Origin of the sequence: Qipengyuania citrea (assembly GCF_024171405.1) — a bacterium.
GTDB lineage: Bacteria > Pseudomonadota > Alphaproteobacteria > Sphingomonadales > Sphingomonadaceae > Qipengyuania > Qipengyuania profunda.
Window position 1 is genome coordinate 1,607,646 of record NZ_JALJZT010000002.1, and the last position, 15,787, is coordinate 1,623,432.

The following is a 15,787-nucleotide window of genomic DNA, read 5'->3' on the forward strand; positions in this document are numbered from 1 at the left end:
TCTTTCCTTTTTCTAGAACCAGAACCGGACGCCGACGACGTAGTTCGTCACGCTGGGATCTTCGCCCTCAGCGCGCGCAAAATCGGCGCTGTCGCCAATCCGCCATTCCTGAGAGATGCCGATATACGGGGCGAACTCGCGCGCGAATTCATAGCGCAGCCGCAAGCCTGCCTCGATCCTATCGAGGCCTGCACCCACTCCAAGCTCAGGTATATCCTGAGCGGACAGAGCGATTTCGGCGCGAGGCTGAAGGATCAGTCGCTGCGTGATCCGCTGATCGACTTCGGCTTCTATCCTTGCGGTAACATCGCCCTTGTTCGACACAAACGCTGCGGCATCGACTTCGAACTGGTATGGGACGAGGCCCTGAATACCGATGACTGCATGCGTGCGTTCAGGTCCGGTCAGATCCTGCCGGATACCGCCCTGCAGATCGAAAAACGGGGCTATGGCCCGGCTCCACAGCGCCTGGACCTCGGCTCCCTCGACCGGCTCACCGAAACTGCCTTCGCCTTCCGACTTGAACCAGAACTTGTTAATGTCACCGCCGTAATAGCCCTGCACATCCCACAGATAGCCGTCCTCGCCCGCGCGCACACGATATTCGAGACGGTCTCCCTGGACCCATAGGCGCATGCCGCCGTCGGTGTCCCTGATCAATGCTTCGCGAGCCTCTTCCATAGCCTCTGCCCCCCAGATCGCGATTGCCGCGCGGGCGGGCCCGCTACCGGCTTCTGGCGGCGCAGGCAGTAGCGGGATCGCGGCGTCGGCGTTGGAACTGTCCTGCATCGCGGAATGATCCATTTGGCCGTGATCCATTTGGCTATGGTCCATTTCAGGCTGATCCATCGGCATGGTCATGCCAGCCTCTGCCGCGTCTGCAGCCATTGCCCCGTGGTTCATCTCGGTGTGATCCATAGCGCCGTGATCCATCGAACCGGGCGTGGCGGATTCCGGTTCGCACGCGCCTTCCGGGACCTGGTGGCCCATTGCGCGGTGGCGCTGTGCTTCCAGTGCGCATTGCGCGGCAGCTTCGTCGGCTGCCGCCTGTTCGGCGCTTTGCTGCGGCTCGCTGGTGGTATGGCCAGCGTGCTGCGCCAGAGCGGGCGTGGCCGCGGTTCCGGCGGCGAGGGAGGCGATCAGACTTATGGCGACTTTCTTCATGCTTCGCCTCCAGCCGGATTGGCGACGGTGACGATCTGAAACATCCCGGCATGCATGTGGTAAAGCAGGTGACAATGGAACGCCCAGTCGCCCGGCTCATCGGCGGTCAGATCGAACTGCGCGCTGCCACCGGGCTGCACTATCACCGTATGCTTCAATGGCTGGCGGTTGTCAGGTGCGCCATTGACCAGCTCGAAGAAGTGCCCGTGCAGATGGATCGGGTGCGCCATCATGGTGTCGTTGACCAGCTTAACCCGCACGCGTTCGTTGTAGGCAAAGCGGATCGGCTCGTCCGCTACCGCCGAAAATTTCTTCCCGTCGAACGACCACATATAGCGTTCCATATTTCCGGTCAGGTGAAGCTCCATCCGGCGCGAAGGCGTTCTGCCCTCCTGATGCGGCGTCAGAGCGCGCAGCTTGCGGTAATCGAGTGTGCGGTGCAGAACATCATCAAGGCCAATTCCGGGATCGCCCATCCGGTCGACCGGGTTCATGGCGACCATATCAAGGCCCGGTCCGACTTCCACGTCGGCAGGCAGGCGCGACGTGTCACGCATCTGCATACCGGACATTCCCGACATACCTTCCGTACCAGAGGTGTCGCCCGAGCCATGATCCATACCGGCCATATCGCCATCGCCGTGATCCATGCCCGCCGTGGCACTGTCGCCGCTGCCATGATCCATACCGCTCATGCCCATGTCGGCCATGGTCAGCAGCGGCGGATCACGCAGCGGAGGAATGGCGGCGCGCGCACCTGGCGCAGACGCCAGCGTCGCGATGCCCATGCCGGAGCGGTCCATCGATTCTGCCACTAGCGTATATGCAGCCTGCTCACCGGGGGTCACGACGACATCATATGTCTCGGCCACGCTGATCTGGAACTCGTCGACCTCGACCGGCTCGACATTCTGCCCGTCTGCCTGAACCACGGTCATCGGCAGGCCGGGAATGCGGATATTGAAGAACGTCATTGCCCCTGCATTGATAAAGCGCAGACGCACGCGTTCGCCGGGCCGGAACAGATATTCCAGCCCGTCGAGCGGCCCATGACCGTTGAGCAGATAAGTGTAGGCCGCGCTCGATACATCGAGGATGTCAGTCGGCATCATGCGCATCTTCGCCCACATCCGCCGGTCCTCACCCGACAGCGGATAATCATCCGTCCAGGTGTTCTGGTTGTAGTTGAAGTAGCCTTCGCCCTTCTTGAGCTTGTCGAAGATCGTGTGCGGCGACATCTCGCTGAATTCGCTCAGCACGACGATATATTCGCGGTCCGCCTGAACCGGATCGGCACCCGCCGGATCGACCACGATCGGCCCATAATGGCCCGCCTGTTCCTGAAGGCCGCTGTGCGAATGCCACCAGTACGTTCCCGATTGCCGCACGGGAAATTCGGCCGTGAAGGTCTCGCCTGGCTTGACGCCCGGGAAGCTCACACCCGGGACGCCATCGAGCTCGAACGGCACAAGGAGACCGTGCCAGTGAATGGACGTATCTTCCTCAAGCTGGTTGTGAACGTTGAGCCGGACTGTCGTCCCTTCCTTCAGGCGCAGGAGGGGTCCGGGAATGCTGCCATTGACAGCGATAGCACCGCCGCGGCGGTTGCCGGTTGAAAACGCCGATCGCGCCACCGTCAGATCGATATTGGGGCCAGTTGCCTCGTCGATACCCTTGCGGGCCGCGCCGGTCAGCAGATCGGCTCCGCGCGCCCAGGCCGGAACAGCGCCGGCCAGACCAAGCAGGCCCATGCCGCCCGCTCCTGCGCCAAGAAATTTTCGTCGATTGACGGAGATCATACGTGCGGCTCCTGATGTGACATACACCGACCCTTACGCGCCCGTCAGCTGAACCCCTCAAAGTTTTTAACCCGTTCTCTCAAACGATTCCGGGCGCGATAGATGCGGGTCTCGATCGCCTTCTCGGTCGTCCCGAGCAGCGCGGCGGCCTCGGCCTGGCTTCGGCCCTCGACACTGACGAGCACGAGCGCTTCGCGCAGGCGTATGGGTAACTGCCTGATCTCCGCCTCGACGAGCCTGAGTTGCTCACGGCTGGCTGCAAGGTTTTCGGGATCGGGCGTATCGTCGGCCACCGCCTGTACCTCGCCGGAACCCGAAAAACCGAAGAAACCGACGATCTTCCTTCGGCGAACTCGGTCGCGACACCGGTTCAGGACAATGGTTGTAAGATAAGGGCCGATGGGCTTGGAGGCATCGAGACGATGCCGAGTGAGCCAGACCGATGCGAGGCTGTCCTGGACCACGTCCTGAGCGGACGAGGAAGACCCCAGCATGCGCGTCGCCAACGCAATCAGCCGCGCGATGTGCGCTTCGACAAGAGACGAAAACGCCTGCCTGCTGCCGGCCACTACCTGCGCGACAAGTGTTTGTTCTGAATTGCCCCCCTTTTTTGCCGGCATGCGGGGTCAGCTGCGCGGGCTGTCGGTAAGAGCTTTGGACACTTGCTGGTCAAATCGTCTTTGCTGATCGGGGTCGAGAATTTCACGCATGTCGAAGACATGGCGAACCGTTGCTTTTTGGAGATCGCCCATGCGGGCATGAACCTCGTCGATGGCCGCCCCCACCTCCGGGCCGTATTCGTGCTCGGCTTCCATCGCCTGCGCGAGTTGGGCGTTGGCAGCGCGCGCAGAGGCCTCGAGCCTGGCCCGTTCCACAGCGAAGCGCGCTTCGAGTGCCTCAAGGCGTTGCTTCTGCTCGTTGGTTAGCGTGAGTTCATCATGCACGAACGCATGCAGGCCCGTATCAGCATCGTGATTGGCCCAGCGATCCGCGCCGAGCGCACCGAGACTACCGGCGAGCGCCGCGAGCAGCACCGCGAGGGCAATATGCAATTTCTTCAATGTCTAGCGCTCCACATGCAGCAGCGCGGAGGGCGAGAGCCGCTCTCCGACAATGATACTATCTGCTATGCCAGGTTGCGAACCAGCAAATTGTGCGGGCCACCCGCTGGTGCCTGCGCCGGCTCCCAGACCGACGACGAACAGGCCCGCGAACAAGGCCATCCTGCGGCGTCTTTCAACGATTTCGCCAAGCTGGCCTGCCCGTTGCCATACGCCGGTCATGAAATCGTCCGGGACTTCGAAGGAGTCCTGTGTGCCCAGCGTCCCAAGCATCGCATCGAGTGTCTGATTGTCACGCATCCATTGCTCCTGTCGGTTGCCCGCATCCTATACGCGATAGAATACCCGAACCCTTAAGTTTCTTTTTTGAGGGCTGGGGCCCGGCTGTGCGTATCAGAACGTGCAACGGACAATAGCGAAGTCTGTCTGAATAGATCGGGAATCATCTGGTGAAAAATGCACGCCTCACAGAAGCGGAACGGGAGTTCACTCCGCTGCTTGGCAAGAGCTGGCTTACACCGTTCTATGATCGTGCAATTGGTATATTCACCCGTGAGGCGAAATGGCGCCGGGAGATCGTCAGTCAGGCTCGGCTTCAACCTGGCGACCGCGTCATCGATGTCGGGTGTGGCACAGGTACGTTACTGCGGGCCTTGATGGCAGACTGTCCCGAAGCGGGCCTGGTCGGCGTCGAACCCGACCCTGCCGCGCTGGCCATAGCCCGCAGCAAGTTCGGTCAGGGTGCCGATATGGTACGGTGGCACAACGGCTTTCTCGACAGCCTCGTGCTTGCCGATGATTGGCGGCCCAACATAATAGTCAGCAGCCTCGTCCTGCACCAGGTTCCATTGCCGGAAAAACGCGCGATTCTCGAAGAGATCGAGAGGTTGCTCTCGGCGAACGGTGTAGCACTGGTCGCGGACTATATGCGGCAGGACCATCCGCTGATGCGCGCCCTGTTCCGGGCAACCGTCCAATTCCTCGACGGCGTCGAGGATACCCAGCCGAGCGCTGACGGAGCAGTCGAGAAACTGCTCGGCGAAATTTTTGCAAGCGCAGAGCTGTTCGCTCAGATCCACACCGCAACCGGAACCATTTCGCTCTGGCGCGGCTCCAGGAAAGGCAATGTAACATGATCAAAGACAACCCATCGAAGCCGCTGCGCCGTTCGCTGACGGCATCGGTTCTTCTCACGCTTGCGGCGTGCTCGAATGCCGCACAGGCCGCCACCTACACGATGTTCCGGGATCCGGGATGTGGTTGCTGCCTGAGCTGGGCAGGACATGTCGAGGGCGGCATGGAAGCAGAAGTGGCTTCGGTCGATACTGACGATATGAGTGCGCTCAAGGCAGCCAAGGGCGTACCGCAGGATCTGTGGTCGTGCCACACAATGGAAGTCGAGGGCTATATCATCGAAGGTCACGTGCCCGCCGAAGCGATCGCGCGGCTCCTGCGTGAACGGCCCGCGGGCGTAACCGGCCTCGCCGTTCCCGGAATGCCGCTAGGCTCCCCCGGCATGGAAATGGGCGATCGAGTGCAGCCCTATGAGGTCATCGCTTTTGGTCCGGACGGCCACAAAGTCTTTGCATCCTATCCGTGACCGCCACCCGATCTGTATAATCGCAATGCAATAGGAGATCACTCATGCAAGACCGCTCGCTCAAATCGTCGATCCTCGCCTGGGGCTGGACACTCAGCCTGTTTCTGCTCCTCAGCTACTTGATCTGCATAGCTTTCGGCCTGCTCGCGCCCGAACGGTTCCATATGCATGAGGCCTGGGAACCGCTGCTTCCCGGATTCGAATGGCTGACACTCCCTGGATTTCTCGCAGGCGCAATCGGCAGCTTCTTATATGGGTGGTACATCGCCGTGATCGTGGTGCCTTTGTACCGGTACTTCAGATAACGCTTGAGGAAATCAAACTGGCTTGAAACGGCGCTCTCTCGATCGGATCGAGCACTCGATTTCGCGCGGATGTCTGATGCGTCAAAAGCAGGCCGGCGGCACCAGCCAGTAAAGACGCCCCCAACAGGAGAGGAACAATTTCGCGACATCGATCCAGCGACGATATACAGGGTCTGCTCCTGCACACTGCCATAGGCGCAGTCATGGGTTTCGCGATCCTTCATCCGGCGACGACACTTGTCTACTGGTACGAATTCGGCGCTTCGAACACTGCTGCCCAAAGCAACGCGCTCGCTTTTCTGCTTGACCGCCTGTCTTCGGCATTCGCGTTCGAAATGCTAACGATGAGCGCTGTGTATGTGGCGTTGGGCGCTGCGATTGGGCTCGGATTTGGTATTTATCACAGCCGCCTTTTGGATGAACGCTCGAAAGTTCGTTTCCTCGAACGCGAGCTCGAAGAAGAACTACCCTTGCTCATTGCCCGGGGCGAAGGAGAGCATGTCGAGTTCAAGTCGTCTATGCGTTGGGACAGACGCGAAGAGCGCGTAAACCGGCGCCTGCAGCAGGTTGTCGTGAAGACGATAGCGGGTTTTCTCAACCATGAAGGTGGCACGCTTTTGATCGGCGTGGAAGATGACGGGACTGTTGCGGGAATTGAAGCGGATATGCGAACGCTCAAGCACGCGAACCAGGATGGATTCGAACGACTTTTGATGGACACTGCAAGAGACGCCCTGGGCGGGGATGCTTGTGCCCTGGTCCATAGTCGTTTTCATGGGCTTGGCGGGCTGACCGTTTGCAGGGTGATCGTCGAGAAAAGCGTGCATCCGGTCTACTACACCGAAGGGGGTGTCGCTCATCTCATGCTGCGCACCGGAAACAGTACCCGGGAGCTGGATGTTCGCGAAGCTCAGGCGCACCTTCAACGAAGAGAAGCCGGGCCGATGTGACTATAACCCGGTCGCACGCAGGTGCCTGGAGTTTCACAGAATCTTTTTTGAGGGGTGAAGCCCTGCCGAACGTACGGTTCGGCAATGATGTTTCTCGGACGGGAGGACATCCATAGGGGGATGTATTGCAAGACCATGGTCACCATCGAACGGGCAATACCGCCGGATCCATAACGCTGCTGGGCGGTATCGCGATGGGAACCGGCGTCATGATCGGCGCAGGAATATTCGCGCTTACGGGACAGATCGCCGAGCTTGCCGGCCCGCTTTTTCCACTTTCGTTCATCGCCGGTGCCCTCGTTACATCGCTTGCGGCCTATAGTTACATCAAGATGTCGAACCGCTGGCCATCCTCGGGCGGTATCGCGATGATCCTGCAAAAAGCCTATGGTCCAGGCGTAGTGGCAGCCTCGGCATCGCTCTTGATGGCGCTCTCGATGGTCATCAATGAAAGCCTGGTTGCGCGTACTTTCGCCACCTATGCGCTTCGCCCGTTCGGTCTGGAAAGCACCGGCTGGCTCGTTTCCGCCGCCGCGCTCGCCCTTATCGTCTTTGCCTACCTCGTCAATGCCGCAGGAAACAAGTCGGTAAGCGGTTTCTCGGTAGTCATGTCGGCGATCAAGATCGGCGGTATCGCGCTGTTCGCTGTAGCCGCGATCTGGGCCAGCGGCATCAGTGGCGGCTCATTTACGCAGCCTGCCGCACTTACGAATTTCGAGGCGTTGCTCGCCTCCGTCGCCTTCTCGATCCTTGCCTTCAAGGGATTCACCACGATCACCAATAGCGGCGGTGAGATCGTGGATCCGCACAGGAATGTCGGACGTACGATTATCATCTCGATCGCCGTATGCATCGTGGTCTATCTGCTTGTCGCTGTGGCTGTCGGGTCAAGCCTCACGATCCCACAGATCGCCGAAGCACGCGACTACTCGCTCGCGGCGGCGGCGCGTCCGGCACTGGGGGAGCTGGGCTTCTATTTCACTGTTGCGATTGCAATTGCCGCGACCACGTCGGGCGTGATTGCAAGCGTTTTTGCCGTCTCACGGATGCTCACCATGCTGACCGAGATGAAGATGATCCCGCACAGTCATTTTGGCATGAGCGGCGGGATCCGCAGCCACATGCTGGTCTACACCGTGGTTATCGCAGGCACGCTTGCGGTTCTATTCGACCTGTCCCGGATCGCTTCGCTGGGGGCGTTTTTCTACCTGATTATGGACATGCTCGTTCACTGGGGCGTGTTTCGCCGTCTGCGCGGTGAAGTCGGCGCACGTGCATCGATCCTGCTCGCGGCACTCGCGGCCGATGCGGTCGTGCTGGTCGCATTTACCTGGGTGAAACTAAAGAGCGATCCGGCGGTCGTTGCCTACGCAGTGCTGGGGATTGCAGCCGTCTTTCTGGCCGAGTGGATCTACCTAGCGAAAAACGCAAACACGCCTCGCGATAGCAGCAAAAGCTCCGGGAAAGACACATGAGCACAATGGGCCTCTGGATCAGCATCAAGGTGTTCACATCATAGCCGCCTTACTCCTTGGTATCGTGTTGTTTTTGGTCGCCATTTACGCGCACCTTTCGATCCTGGGTGTCGGTCATTCTCTTGCGAGCGAGCGTCAGGATCTCTTGGCAAAGCTCACCATATCCCTCCTGGTGCTGTTTTCGCACCTGCTCGTCGCTGTCCTGTTTGCAGTAGGCTTCTGGTTGGGCGCCGAATGGGGTCTGGGGAGTTTCGACGAAACCTCCAGCATGAACTGGATGGACTATTTCTATTTCTCGCTGATCAATCTGACGACACTCGGACTGGGCGACATTTATCCAACTGATCACCTGCGGGTGATCGCAGGGATCGAAGCCCTGACCGGGTTCGCGCTTATCAGCTGCTCGGCGCAGCTTTTCTGGAAAATGATGAAGGAAGGAGAAGGTAAATGAGCCAAGATTCACATTCGGACAAGGGAGGGGGCGGCAATTACTGGCGCTTCATGGCGATGGTCTCGACCTCGACCGTCATCATGTTTTTCTTGATGTACACCAACAGCTTCGATGCCGACGACCTGTTCTGGAGCGAAACGCGTTTCTGGATGATGTTCGTCATGGGCGGCGCGATGATGATCGTGATGCTCCTTTTCATGTGGGGCATGTACAAGGACCGGACTAAGAACTTCATCATTCTGGGTGTCGGCGCGATCACCATGGCCCTGGCGCTGTGGCTGGTCCGCAGCCAGACGACGGTCGATGATACCGAATACATGGCCGCAATGATCCCGCACCACTCGATCGCCATCATGACCAGCGAGCGCGCCAGTCTGAAGGATCCCCGGGTGCGCGAACTCGCGCAGGCAATCATCGTCGCGCAGCGCCGTGAGATCGCTGAAATGAAATATCTGATCGATGATATCGAGGAGAACGGCCCAAGGACCGAAGAACGCCTGCCAGAGGAGATGCAACAATGAACAAGTTCGCATACATGACAGTGCTCGCGCTGCCGCTCGCCGCCTGCAATTCGAACACCGCACCTGGAAACGACCGTGAAGCGCAGCTGGACCCGCCTGCAACCGCGGCCCCGATCGAGAGCGCGGCCAGCGCTCTTGCCAATCTGAGTCCCGGCCTGATGCTTCCCGAGACGATGACCGATGCTGACCTTTCTGCGCTCGGCGCGGAAAATTCGTGCCAGTTCCGGCTGACCGAAGTGGCGTTCCCATCTTTCGTTTACGATGGCAACGGACGGGGCGCAATCAAGATTAACGGAAAGCTCATTCCGGTCACCGCGAGCGGTCCCGACAGCTATGCAAGCGGGGAGCTGCGTATCCAGATCCGCGTGCTAGACGACGAGGGCACTGCCGGACTGCAGATGCAGGAGCTGATCGTCGCGGCCCCAAGAGCCAAAGACGAGCTCGGATTCTGGGGCTACACGACCTGCAGCGGCGATCCCGCCTGACAAACGGATAGGCGGACACCGGTCACGTCCGGTGTCCGCTGTCCGGCAAGGACGTGCAGAAACTCATTCTAGTGCTGCACGGATTGGATCAATCAACTTCAAACCGCGGACATGAGCTCATGAGCATTTCGTCACCCATCGCCGTCTTCGGAGCCGGCGGCAAAGCCGGAACCGAAGTCTTGCACCGCGCCCGGCAGGGCGGGCTCGCAGTCCGCGCCTTCGAGCACAATCTACCCGAGCCAGGTGATCGCGTAGAAGGGGTGGAATACGTCCAGTGCGATGTGCTCAAGGATTCCTTCGCCGACCAGCTTCGGGGTTGCGGCGCAGTGATATCCGCGCTGGGGATCGGGTTCAGTCCCTCAACCGCCATAGATCCGCCACCTCTTTACACCGATGGCACGCGCCATCTTTTGGAGGCCATGCGAGAGACCGACATCACACGGATTGTCGTGATCTCGGCTGCGTTTGTCGTACACCAGCCGAGCATACCAGCATGGTTTGAGCTCACCGCGCGCTCCGCCCTGTTCAACATACTCGAACAGATGGGAGCCATGGAAGACATGCTCGAGCAGGAAGTCGGCCTCGATTGGACCTCCGCGCGCCCCGGCTGGCTGCTTGATGAACCCTATACGGGTGAAGCAATCATAACGGACGAGCGCTTGGCAGAACGTTGTTTCCGGTGCCGCCACGGCGACCTTGCTGAAAGCCTCATCGAATTCGTAGCCGAGGGAACCTGGCTGAAGGCGAAGCCCGCAATCGGCCGACCCGAAGCGGAGCGGTTTGAGGAGATGAGTGCCCTCAAAGTAGAACTCGAGTTGGATTGAACAGCCCACCAGTAACCGAAGCGCAATCGGCCAGAGGATCCCGGCTGTTGGCCATGCAACATGCAGTAGCATCCAAAAGTGACAAGGAGACAAACGCAGCCACCGCTTTTCCAAAGACTATTAATGCTCGCAAAAAGAAATTTACCGGCAAAAGGGAAAATATAATGGCCAGGAAGGTAGCAATTTTTGGCGCTGGTGTTGGCGGCCTGACAGCAGCTCATGAGTTTGTCCGGCGCGGATACGAGGTGTCGGTGTACGAACGCAACGACACCGCCGGTGGTTTTTTTCGCAGTACCCGCCGTGAAACCGACAACTTGCCGACCGAATATTCGTGGCATGGCTTTGGTCCTTGGTATCACAACACCTTCGACGTTCTTCGCCAGATACCCTTTGATGACGAGGCATCACTGTATGACCGCGTTCTGTCGAGGCCGATGGAATATGCGGTTGTCCCGAACAGGTTTAATGACGACCAGAAAATAGCCGCTTTCTTTGAAAAGCCGGGCGCATTTCGCATGTCGCTATCAGACAAGGTTTCTCTCGCCTGGGGCATCCTCAAGGCCTGGTCCGTTAACAAGCGGTCAAAACACCGGTATGCTCAGACGAATGCGGCAGCCTACTGGCAGCCACGCATGACCTTGACAGGTCATAAAACTTGGAAGGCTCTGTTCGGGCCGTGGATCGGTGCAGATTGGCCTTACGCGTCCCTGCACCATGTCGGTCTATTTTTCGGGCGCAACATCAGGTCGGGTCCTGCGCACAAGCATCCCGCCGATGAAAACGGCGCGGCCTGGGAACACCGATCGATGGGGGGATGGTCGCTCCTCAAGGGGCCGAGCAATGAAGTGTGGTTCGACAATTGGGTCGAGCATCTGGAAGAAAGCGGCGTAGCGTTTCACTGGCGGGCACCCCTCGAAGCGCTTCAGTTTGATGGAGCGCGGATCACCGGCGCAAGCCTATCTTCAGGCAATGGAGTGCGTGCGGATATATACGTCTTGGCCAGCACTCCGTTCTCGTCTGCCGAAATCGTAGAGCGAACGCCCGCTTTGTTGGTTGACCCCCAGTTGGCGAAACTGAGGCCGCTAATCGAGGACGGCCCGCACACTCAGGTTTCCTTTCGTATCGCCTTCGCTGAACGCATGGCCTGGCCGCGCGAACGCACCGCGATCGCGCTGACTGATTCTCCCTTCAACATCACGCTGTTCGCAAATGAGCAATCGTGGCCTTCCCACATCGATCTAGGCGAGGAGGTGCAATCGCTCTGGACGTGTACCGCATGCGTTGCGACCGTTCCGGGAATAATCCACGGCAAGCCGCTTCGCAATTGTACCAAAAGCGAATTTATCGACGAAGTTCTCGCCCAGATACGCGCATCGGAAGTGCTGGACGGAATGATTCGAAGGACGAATGGCGGTCGCGGAATGGAGGAGTTTGCAATCCTCAAGACCGAAGTCTGGGACGAATGGGAATTCGACCCTTCCGGCATCAGGCCAGAGCAGCCCAAATGGGTGACCACCACGAACACCCGCGACCATCGGCCCTGTCAGGCGACATCGATACCAAACCTCGTCCTGGCGGGTGCCCATACGGACACCGAGGCGGATATCTGGAGCATCGAGGGAGCGGTCGAAAGCGGTCGCCGCGCGGCGAAAATCTTCGAGCCTGAAGTAGTCGTTAAGCCGCAGCACAAGCCTCTCGCGCTCAAGTTCACATCATGGATTGACGATGCATTTTTTGCCCTGCGGCTGCCACATGTGCTGTCGGTGATCGGAGCACTCGTCGGCGCTGTCCTCGTGATCGGTTTGTATGAGCTGATTGTGCGGAGTTGATTGTAAGCGGAACCCGGCTGCGAGGCATAGGTTCGAAAGATATGACTAAAACGCTCAGAGGAGAGCCACCATGGATCGCGTCAAGATTGACAATGACCTTTCAGTACTGAATTTTCCGCCTGAAGCGCACGACATGCAAAATCTTGCAGAGGCTGGCTTCAAGACTGTCGTCAATCTCAGACAGGCAGGCGAGCAAGGGGAAAAGCTTAGCCCGCAGACCGAAGCGGAAGAAGTGCGCGAAGCTGGCCTCGAATATCTTCACTATCCCGTCTCGCCGCCCGATCTGACGGCGGCGAAGGCGAAGGGTCTTGCAGTTCGGCTCGAACAGCTTCCCGGTCCCGTGGCCATTCACTGTGCAAGTGGCCGCCGGGCCAGCTTGATGGCGCTTGTATCGTGGGCGCATCAGCACAATTGCGGTGCATCCGCCGCTGCGGATCGCGGGCGGGAATCGGGCTTGGACATCAGCGAAGCCGAGCTATCGCCAATGCTCGTAGAAAGTGAGGCCCAAGCGTGATTTTCAGACAGCTTATCGAGCGGGAGTCCTCTACCTATACCTATCTGATCGGATGCGAGAACACGGGTGAGGCGGTTCTGCTCGACCCCGTCATCGAGACGTACGACAGGGATCTGAAAGCCGTCGCTGCATTGGGTCTCAACCTGTCCTTCACGCTCGACACGCATATCCACGCTGACCACATCACGGGTGCATGCCGACTGCGCAGTCTGACAGGGTGCAAGGTAGCTTACCCTGTCGATGACAATATCTCATGTGCGGATGTGGAAGTGAGCGAAGAGGCGCCCCTAGCGGTAGGCGACCTGACCATCCGCGCGCTGTTTACACCCGGCCACACTGACAAGCATCACTGCTATCTGATAGAGCAGGGCGGGCATAGGCAGATCTTCTCAGGTGACGCGCTGCTGATCGATGGCTGCGGCCGCACCGATTTCCAGAACGGCGATTCCGAAACCCTTTACAGGTCTGTCCGCGAAAAGCTGTTCGCCCTCCCGGAAGACACGCTGGTCTATCCAGCTCATGATTATTCTGGTCGCCGCGTTTCGACGATCATGCAGGAACGCACACGCAATCCCCGCTTGAATGACGATGTTTCGCTTGCCGAATTCCAGCAAATCATGGCCGATCTTGACCTGCCCTATCCCAAGAAGATCGACGTGGCCGTGCCTGCCAATCTGAAATGCGGAGATTGCGTCGAAGAAGCGGTTGAGCAATTGCATGAGCTCGGCGGGAAGTCGCCGCAGGGATAGGTTGGCCTGCCATAGATCGCACGAAAGCCTGCGCCGGTTATTGCGCGCTATCCGCGCGCACCCATCATTTGATCGAACTGGGAGACGATCACCAGAACCATGTCTGGATGGCAAATCGAACTGCTATGCTTCGGGATCGATGAGTTTTTCCAAATCCGTCGAAATCAAGATCGCCTTGGATCCGCTCGATAACGGAAACGCTTCCCCTCAAACCTTGCCAGGCAGCATCAGCCTGCATCACATGGCAGGCCGAAAAGCGTCTGGAACCATCGTTGCGCAATGGCCCATCGAATCTCTACGCTGGCTTCAGCTATCGCATCAAACGGAGCATACATGCGAGTGGCGTTCTCTCAGAGCATGAGACTACATAAATGCTTTCATAAGAGTTGGCTCGAACAAGCCCCAAGCGGCAGCGATGAAGGTCAACGCAGTTGCAACTAGGAGCATAATTATCTGAGGGTTCAAGAACCATTTATGTGCGGCTTGGGAATCGCAATGACATTTGCGCCGATATTTCCGTAGAAAAATGAGCCAACTAGCCGCCACCGCAATCATCGAAAGGGCGGTCATTGGCCAGTGAAGCGAGCCCAGAGGCGTCAAAATACTGCTCAAGCTCGCACTTAATCCGGCAGCGGCCAGCACCAACGGTAGAATGCAGCAAGAGCAAGCTGCCAAAACAGCAGCCGAACTGCTTATGACACTCACAAAGGCGGTCTTGCCTTCATTCAAAGGAAATGTCTCGACAGCATTAATCTGTTTAGCCATGGAACGACTAGTCGCCACGGGCGGCCCTTAACCACATGTGATCTTTAAATAGATCTGCCATAGTACTCTTTCGACCAGAGGCTTTCCAAGCAAGGGTTCTTCGTATTTCGCGAATGTGGCATAGCCTTCAACCAATTGAAGGTCGAGGTCAATTGCGTCCCAACTTTCTGGCAGCTCCTGAAGCCCGCATTACGCAGCCCTGGTGTCCTAGGTTGCTGGACACCGCAGTCCTTTGGCCAGCATAGCTGCGCCCAACACCCATTGTACCAGAAAGACGGAACCCCGCGCCCAGGGTTGGGTCAAGCGCGGGGTTCCTGAACGGCCCCGGGACACCTGCGACCCGCAGGGCTCGGGGGGAGACGGGGCCGCCATTCTATTAACGAGGAGCAATCCGGCCGGGAACGGATTTGGTTGTTCGCTGCACCTGAGCGTTCACGTTTTTTGCAAATCCATAATTCGAACGGATAGATCCACTCGTAGATGTGGCGACGCACGCAAAACTTAGCATGAGCATGCTGCATTCTCGCCAACACTCAATCGCCGGTCACCTGCTCGCTCAATCAGTCGAGCGGTTCTGGGATCACGCGCAAATACGGTTTCTTTTCGTCCCAGCCAGCAGGGTATTTTGCTTTCGCATCCTCGTCCGACAAGGAAGGCGGGATGATCACGTCATCACCTTTTTGCCAATTGACCGGCGTCGCGACGCCCTTGCGTTCGGTGAGCTGAACCGAATCCAGCAGCCGGAGCACTTCATCGAAATTCCGCCCGCTGCTCATCGGATAAAGCAGCATGGCACGAATTTTCTTGTCTGGGTCGATGATATAGACAGCGCGGACGGTGGCATTGTCGGCTGCGGTTCGCCCCTCCGCATTGCCCGTTTCGTCGGCCGGCAGCATGTTATAAAGCTTGGCGACCTGAAGGTCGCTGTCGCCGACCACGGGATAGTCGACCTTATTTCCGCTCACCTCCTCGATATCGGGAAGCCAATCGCGATTATCCTGGCTGCTGTCGACCGACAGGCCGATAATCTTAGTGCCGCGTTTGGCAAATTCCTCGCCGAGCCCGGCCATGTAACCAAGCTCGGTCGTGCAAACCGGTGTAAATGCCTTGGGATGGGAAAAGAGGATTGCCCAGCTGTCACCCATCCAATGATGGAAGTGAATGCTGCCTTGTGTGGTCTGAGCTGTGAAGTCGGGGGCTGTCGAGCCAATTGAAAGGGTCATGTAGATACTCCTATTTATCTTGTGGGAACTCAGGGCTCATTACTAGCGATGCTCTGAGAAGAATGCGGGTCC

General features: G+C 58.5%; 19 protein-coding genes. 12 read left to right on the forward strand and 7 right to left on the reverse strand.

The features are described 5' to 3' along the window. Positions 1 to 12: 12 nt before the first annotated feature. The 5 genes from J2S32_RS08750 to J2S32_RS08770 are packed head-to-tail and all read right to left on the reverse strand — an operon-like array spanning position 13 to position 4,324. The gene (locus J2S32_RS08750; RefSeq protein WP_253520313.1) at positions 13 to 1,164 is read right to left on the reverse strand and encodes a copper resistance protein B; all 1,152 of its coding nucleotides are present in this window, start codon (positions 1,162 to 1,164) and stop codon (positions 13 to 15) included. Continuing rightward, positions 1,161 to 2,963: a copper resistance system multicopper oxidase gene (locus tag J2S32_RS08755; RefSeq protein WP_301298749.1), complete on the reverse strand. Its 1,803-nt coding sequence runs from the start codon at positions 2,961 to 2,963 to the stop codon at positions 1,161 to 1,163. Before J2S32_RS08755 ends, J2S32_RS08750 begins: the two co-directional genes overlap by 4 nt. Before the next feature lie 44 nt (positions 2,964 to 3,007). Next, positions 3,008 to 3,583, reverse strand: coding sequence for an RNA polymerase sigma factor (locus J2S32_RS08760; protein ID WP_253520317.1), 576 nt, complete (start codon positions 3,581 to 3,583; stop codon positions 3,008 to 3,010). A 6-nt stretch (positions 3,584 to 3,589) separates the two neighbouring features. Further along, entirely contained in the window at positions 3,590 to 4,024 is a 435-nt protein-coding gene (locus J2S32_RS08765) for a Spy/CpxP family protein refolding chaperone (RefSeq protein WP_253520319.1), read from the reverse strand. Between the two features lie 3 nt (positions 4,025 to 4,027). Further along, a complete protein-coding gene (locus J2S32_RS08770; RefSeq protein ID WP_253520321.1) occupies positions 4,028 to 4,324 on the reverse strand; it encodes a hypothetical protein in 297 nt (98 codons plus the stop codon). A 149-nt stretch (positions 4,325 to 4,473) separates the two neighbouring features. Between J2S32_RS08770 and J2S32_RS08775 the strand changes: the two genes are divergently transcribed. The 12 genes from J2S32_RS08775 to J2S32_RS08830 all read left to right on the forward strand — a co-directional run bounded on the left by J2S32_RS08775 (position 4,474) and on the right by J2S32_RS08830 (position 13,727). Then, positions 4,474 to 5,160 (forward strand): class I SAM-dependent methyltransferase, encoded by a 687-nt coding sequence (locus J2S32_RS08775; RefSeq protein WP_253520323.1) that lies wholly within the window; start codon positions 4,474 to 4,476, stop codon positions 5,158 to 5,160. Beyond that, the gene (locus tag J2S32_RS08780) at positions 5,157 to 5,624 is read left to right on the forward strand and encodes a DUF411 domain-containing protein (RefSeq protein WP_253520326.1); all 468 of its coding nucleotides are present in this window, start codon (positions 5,157 to 5,159) and stop codon (positions 5,622 to 5,624) included. The genes J2S32_RS08775 and J2S32_RS08780 overlap by 4 nt, the downstream gene beginning before the upstream one ends. A 44-nt stretch (positions 5,625 to 5,668) precedes the next feature. After that, positions 5,669 to 5,929, forward strand: coding sequence for a DUF5676 family membrane protein (locus J2S32_RS08785; protein ID WP_253520328.1), 261 nt, complete (start codon positions 5,669 to 5,671; stop codon positions 5,927 to 5,929). Between the two features lie 203 nt (positions 5,930 to 6,132). Beyond that, positions 6,133 to 6,879 carry an AlbA family DNA-binding domain-containing protein gene (locus J2S32_RS08790; protein ID WP_253520330.1) on the forward strand — a complete coding sequence of 249 codons (747 nt, stop codon included), beginning with the start codon at positions 6,133 to 6,135 and terminating at the stop codon, positions 6,877 to 6,879. 170 nt (positions 6,880 to 7,049) lie between these two features. Further along, positions 7,050 to 8,354, forward strand: a complete 1,305-nt coding sequence (locus tag J2S32_RS08795) for an APC family permease (RefSeq protein WP_348035637.1) — start codon at positions 7,050 to 7,052, stop codon at positions 8,352 to 8,354. Positions 8,355 to 8,418: 64 nt separating this feature from the next. After that, positions 8,419 to 8,805, forward strand: a complete 387-nt coding sequence (locus tag J2S32_RS08800) for a potassium channel family protein (protein ID WP_253520332.1) — start codon at positions 8,419 to 8,421, stop codon at positions 8,803 to 8,805. A 56-nt stretch (positions 8,806 to 8,861) separates the two neighbouring features. Next, positions 8,862 to 9,326: a DUF305 domain-containing protein gene (locus tag J2S32_RS08805; protein WP_397489915.1), complete on the forward strand. Its 465-nt coding sequence runs from the start codon at positions 8,862 to 8,864 to the stop codon at positions 9,324 to 9,326. Then, positions 9,323 to 9,811, forward strand: coding sequence for a DUF6692 family protein (locus tag J2S32_RS08810; RefSeq protein ID WP_253520336.1), 489 nt, complete (start codon positions 9,323 to 9,325; stop codon positions 9,809 to 9,811). The genes J2S32_RS08805 and J2S32_RS08810 overlap by 4 nt, the downstream gene beginning before the upstream one ends. Before the next feature lie 119 nt (positions 9,812 to 9,930). Continuing rightward, a complete protein-coding gene (locus J2S32_RS08815; RefSeq protein ID WP_253520338.1) occupies positions 9,931 to 10,635 on the forward strand; it encodes an NAD(P)-dependent oxidoreductase in 705 nt (234 codons plus the stop codon). A gap of 53 nt (positions 10,636 to 10,688) precedes the next feature. Then, positions 10,689 to 12,464, forward strand: coding sequence for an FAD-dependent oxidoreductase (locus J2S32_RS08820; protein ID WP_253523027.1), 1,776 nt, complete (start codon positions 10,689 to 10,691; stop codon positions 12,462 to 12,464). Positions 12,465 to 12,534: 70 nt separating this feature from the next. Next, a complete protein-coding gene (locus J2S32_RS08825) occupies positions 12,535 to 12,978 on the forward strand; it encodes a beta-lactamase hydrolase domain-containing protein (RefSeq protein WP_253520341.1) in 444 nt (147 codons plus the stop codon). Continuing rightward, complete coding sequence (locus tag J2S32_RS08830; protein WP_253520343.1) at positions 12,975 to 13,727, forward strand: MBL fold metallo-hydrolase; 753 nt, start codon at positions 12,975 to 12,977, stop codon at positions 13,725 to 13,727. The genes J2S32_RS08825 and J2S32_RS08830 overlap by 4 nt, the downstream gene beginning before the upstream one ends. A 363-nt stretch (positions 13,728 to 14,090) precedes the next feature. Here J2S32_RS08830 and J2S32_RS08835 read toward each other — a convergent pair whose 3' ends face one another. Then, on the reverse strand, positions 14,091 to 14,492 hold the full coding sequence (locus J2S32_RS08835; RefSeq protein ID WP_253520346.1) for a hypothetical protein: 402 nt from the start codon (positions 14,490 to 14,492) through the stop codon (positions 14,091 to 14,093). A gap of 560 nt (positions 14,493 to 15,052) precedes the next feature. Next, a complete protein-coding gene (locus J2S32_RS08840) occupies positions 15,053 to 15,715 on the reverse strand; it encodes a peroxiredoxin (protein ID WP_185884339.1) in 663 nt (220 codons plus the stop codon). Positions 15,716 to 15,787 lie beyond the last annotated feature (72 nt).

Excerpts from the sequence above, each read along its gene's own strand:
- J2S32_RS08805 (WP_397489915.1), top strand. The coding sequence starts at position 8,862 with ATGGTCTCGACCTCGACCGTCATCATGTTTTTCTTGATGTACACCAAC.
- J2S32_RS08770 (WP_253520321.1), bottom strand. The coding sequence starts at position 4,324 with ATGCGTGACAATCAGACACTCGATGCGATGCTTGGGACGCTGGGCACA.
- J2S32_RS08785 (WP_253520328.1), top strand. The coding sequence starts at position 5,669 with ATGCAAGACCGCTCGCTCAAATCGTCGATCCTCGCCTGGGGCTGGACA.
- J2S32_RS08780 (WP_253520326.1), top strand. The coding sequence starts at position 5,157 with ATGATCAAAGACAACCCATCGAAGCCGCTGCGCCGTTCGCTGACGGCA.
- J2S32_RS08790 (WP_253520330.1), top strand. The coding sequence starts at position 6,133 with ATGGGTTTCGCGATCCTTCATCCGGCGACGACACTTGTCTACTGGTAC.
- J2S32_RS08755 (WP_301298749.1), bottom strand. The coding sequence starts at position 2,963 with ATGATCTCCGTCAATCGACGAAAATTTCTTGGCGCAGGAGCGGGCGGC.
- J2S32_RS08815 (WP_253520338.1), top strand. The coding sequence starts at position 9,931 with ATGAGCATTTCGTCACCCATCGCCGTCTTCGGAGCCGGCGGCAAAGCC.
- J2S32_RS08820 (WP_253523027.1), top strand. The coding sequence starts at position 10,689 with ATGCAACATGCAGTAGCATCCAAAAGTGACAAGGAGACAAACGCAGCC.
- J2S32_RS08840 (WP_185884339.1), bottom strand. The coding sequence starts at position 15,715 with ATGACCCTTTCAATTGGCTCGACAGCCCCCGACTTCACAGCTCAGACC.
- J2S32_RS08760 (WP_253520317.1), bottom strand. The coding sequence starts at position 3,583 with ATGCCGGCAAAAAAGGGGGGCAATTCAGAACAAACACTTGTCGCGCAG.
- J2S32_RS08750 (WP_253520313.1), bottom strand. The coding sequence starts at position 1,164 with ATGAAGAAAGTCGCCATAAGTCTGATCGCCTCCCTCGCCGCCGGAACC.
- J2S32_RS08810 (WP_253520336.1), top strand. The coding sequence starts at position 9,323 with ATGAACAAGTTCGCATACATGACAGTGCTCGCGCTGCCGCTCGCCGCC.
- J2S32_RS08825 (WP_253520341.1), top strand. The coding sequence starts at position 12,535 with ATGGATCGCGTCAAGATTGACAATGACCTTTCAGTACTGAATTTTCCG.
- J2S32_RS08835 (WP_253520346.1), bottom strand. The coding sequence starts at position 14,492 with ATGGCTAAACAGATTAATGCTGTCGAGACATTTCCTTTGAATGAAGGC.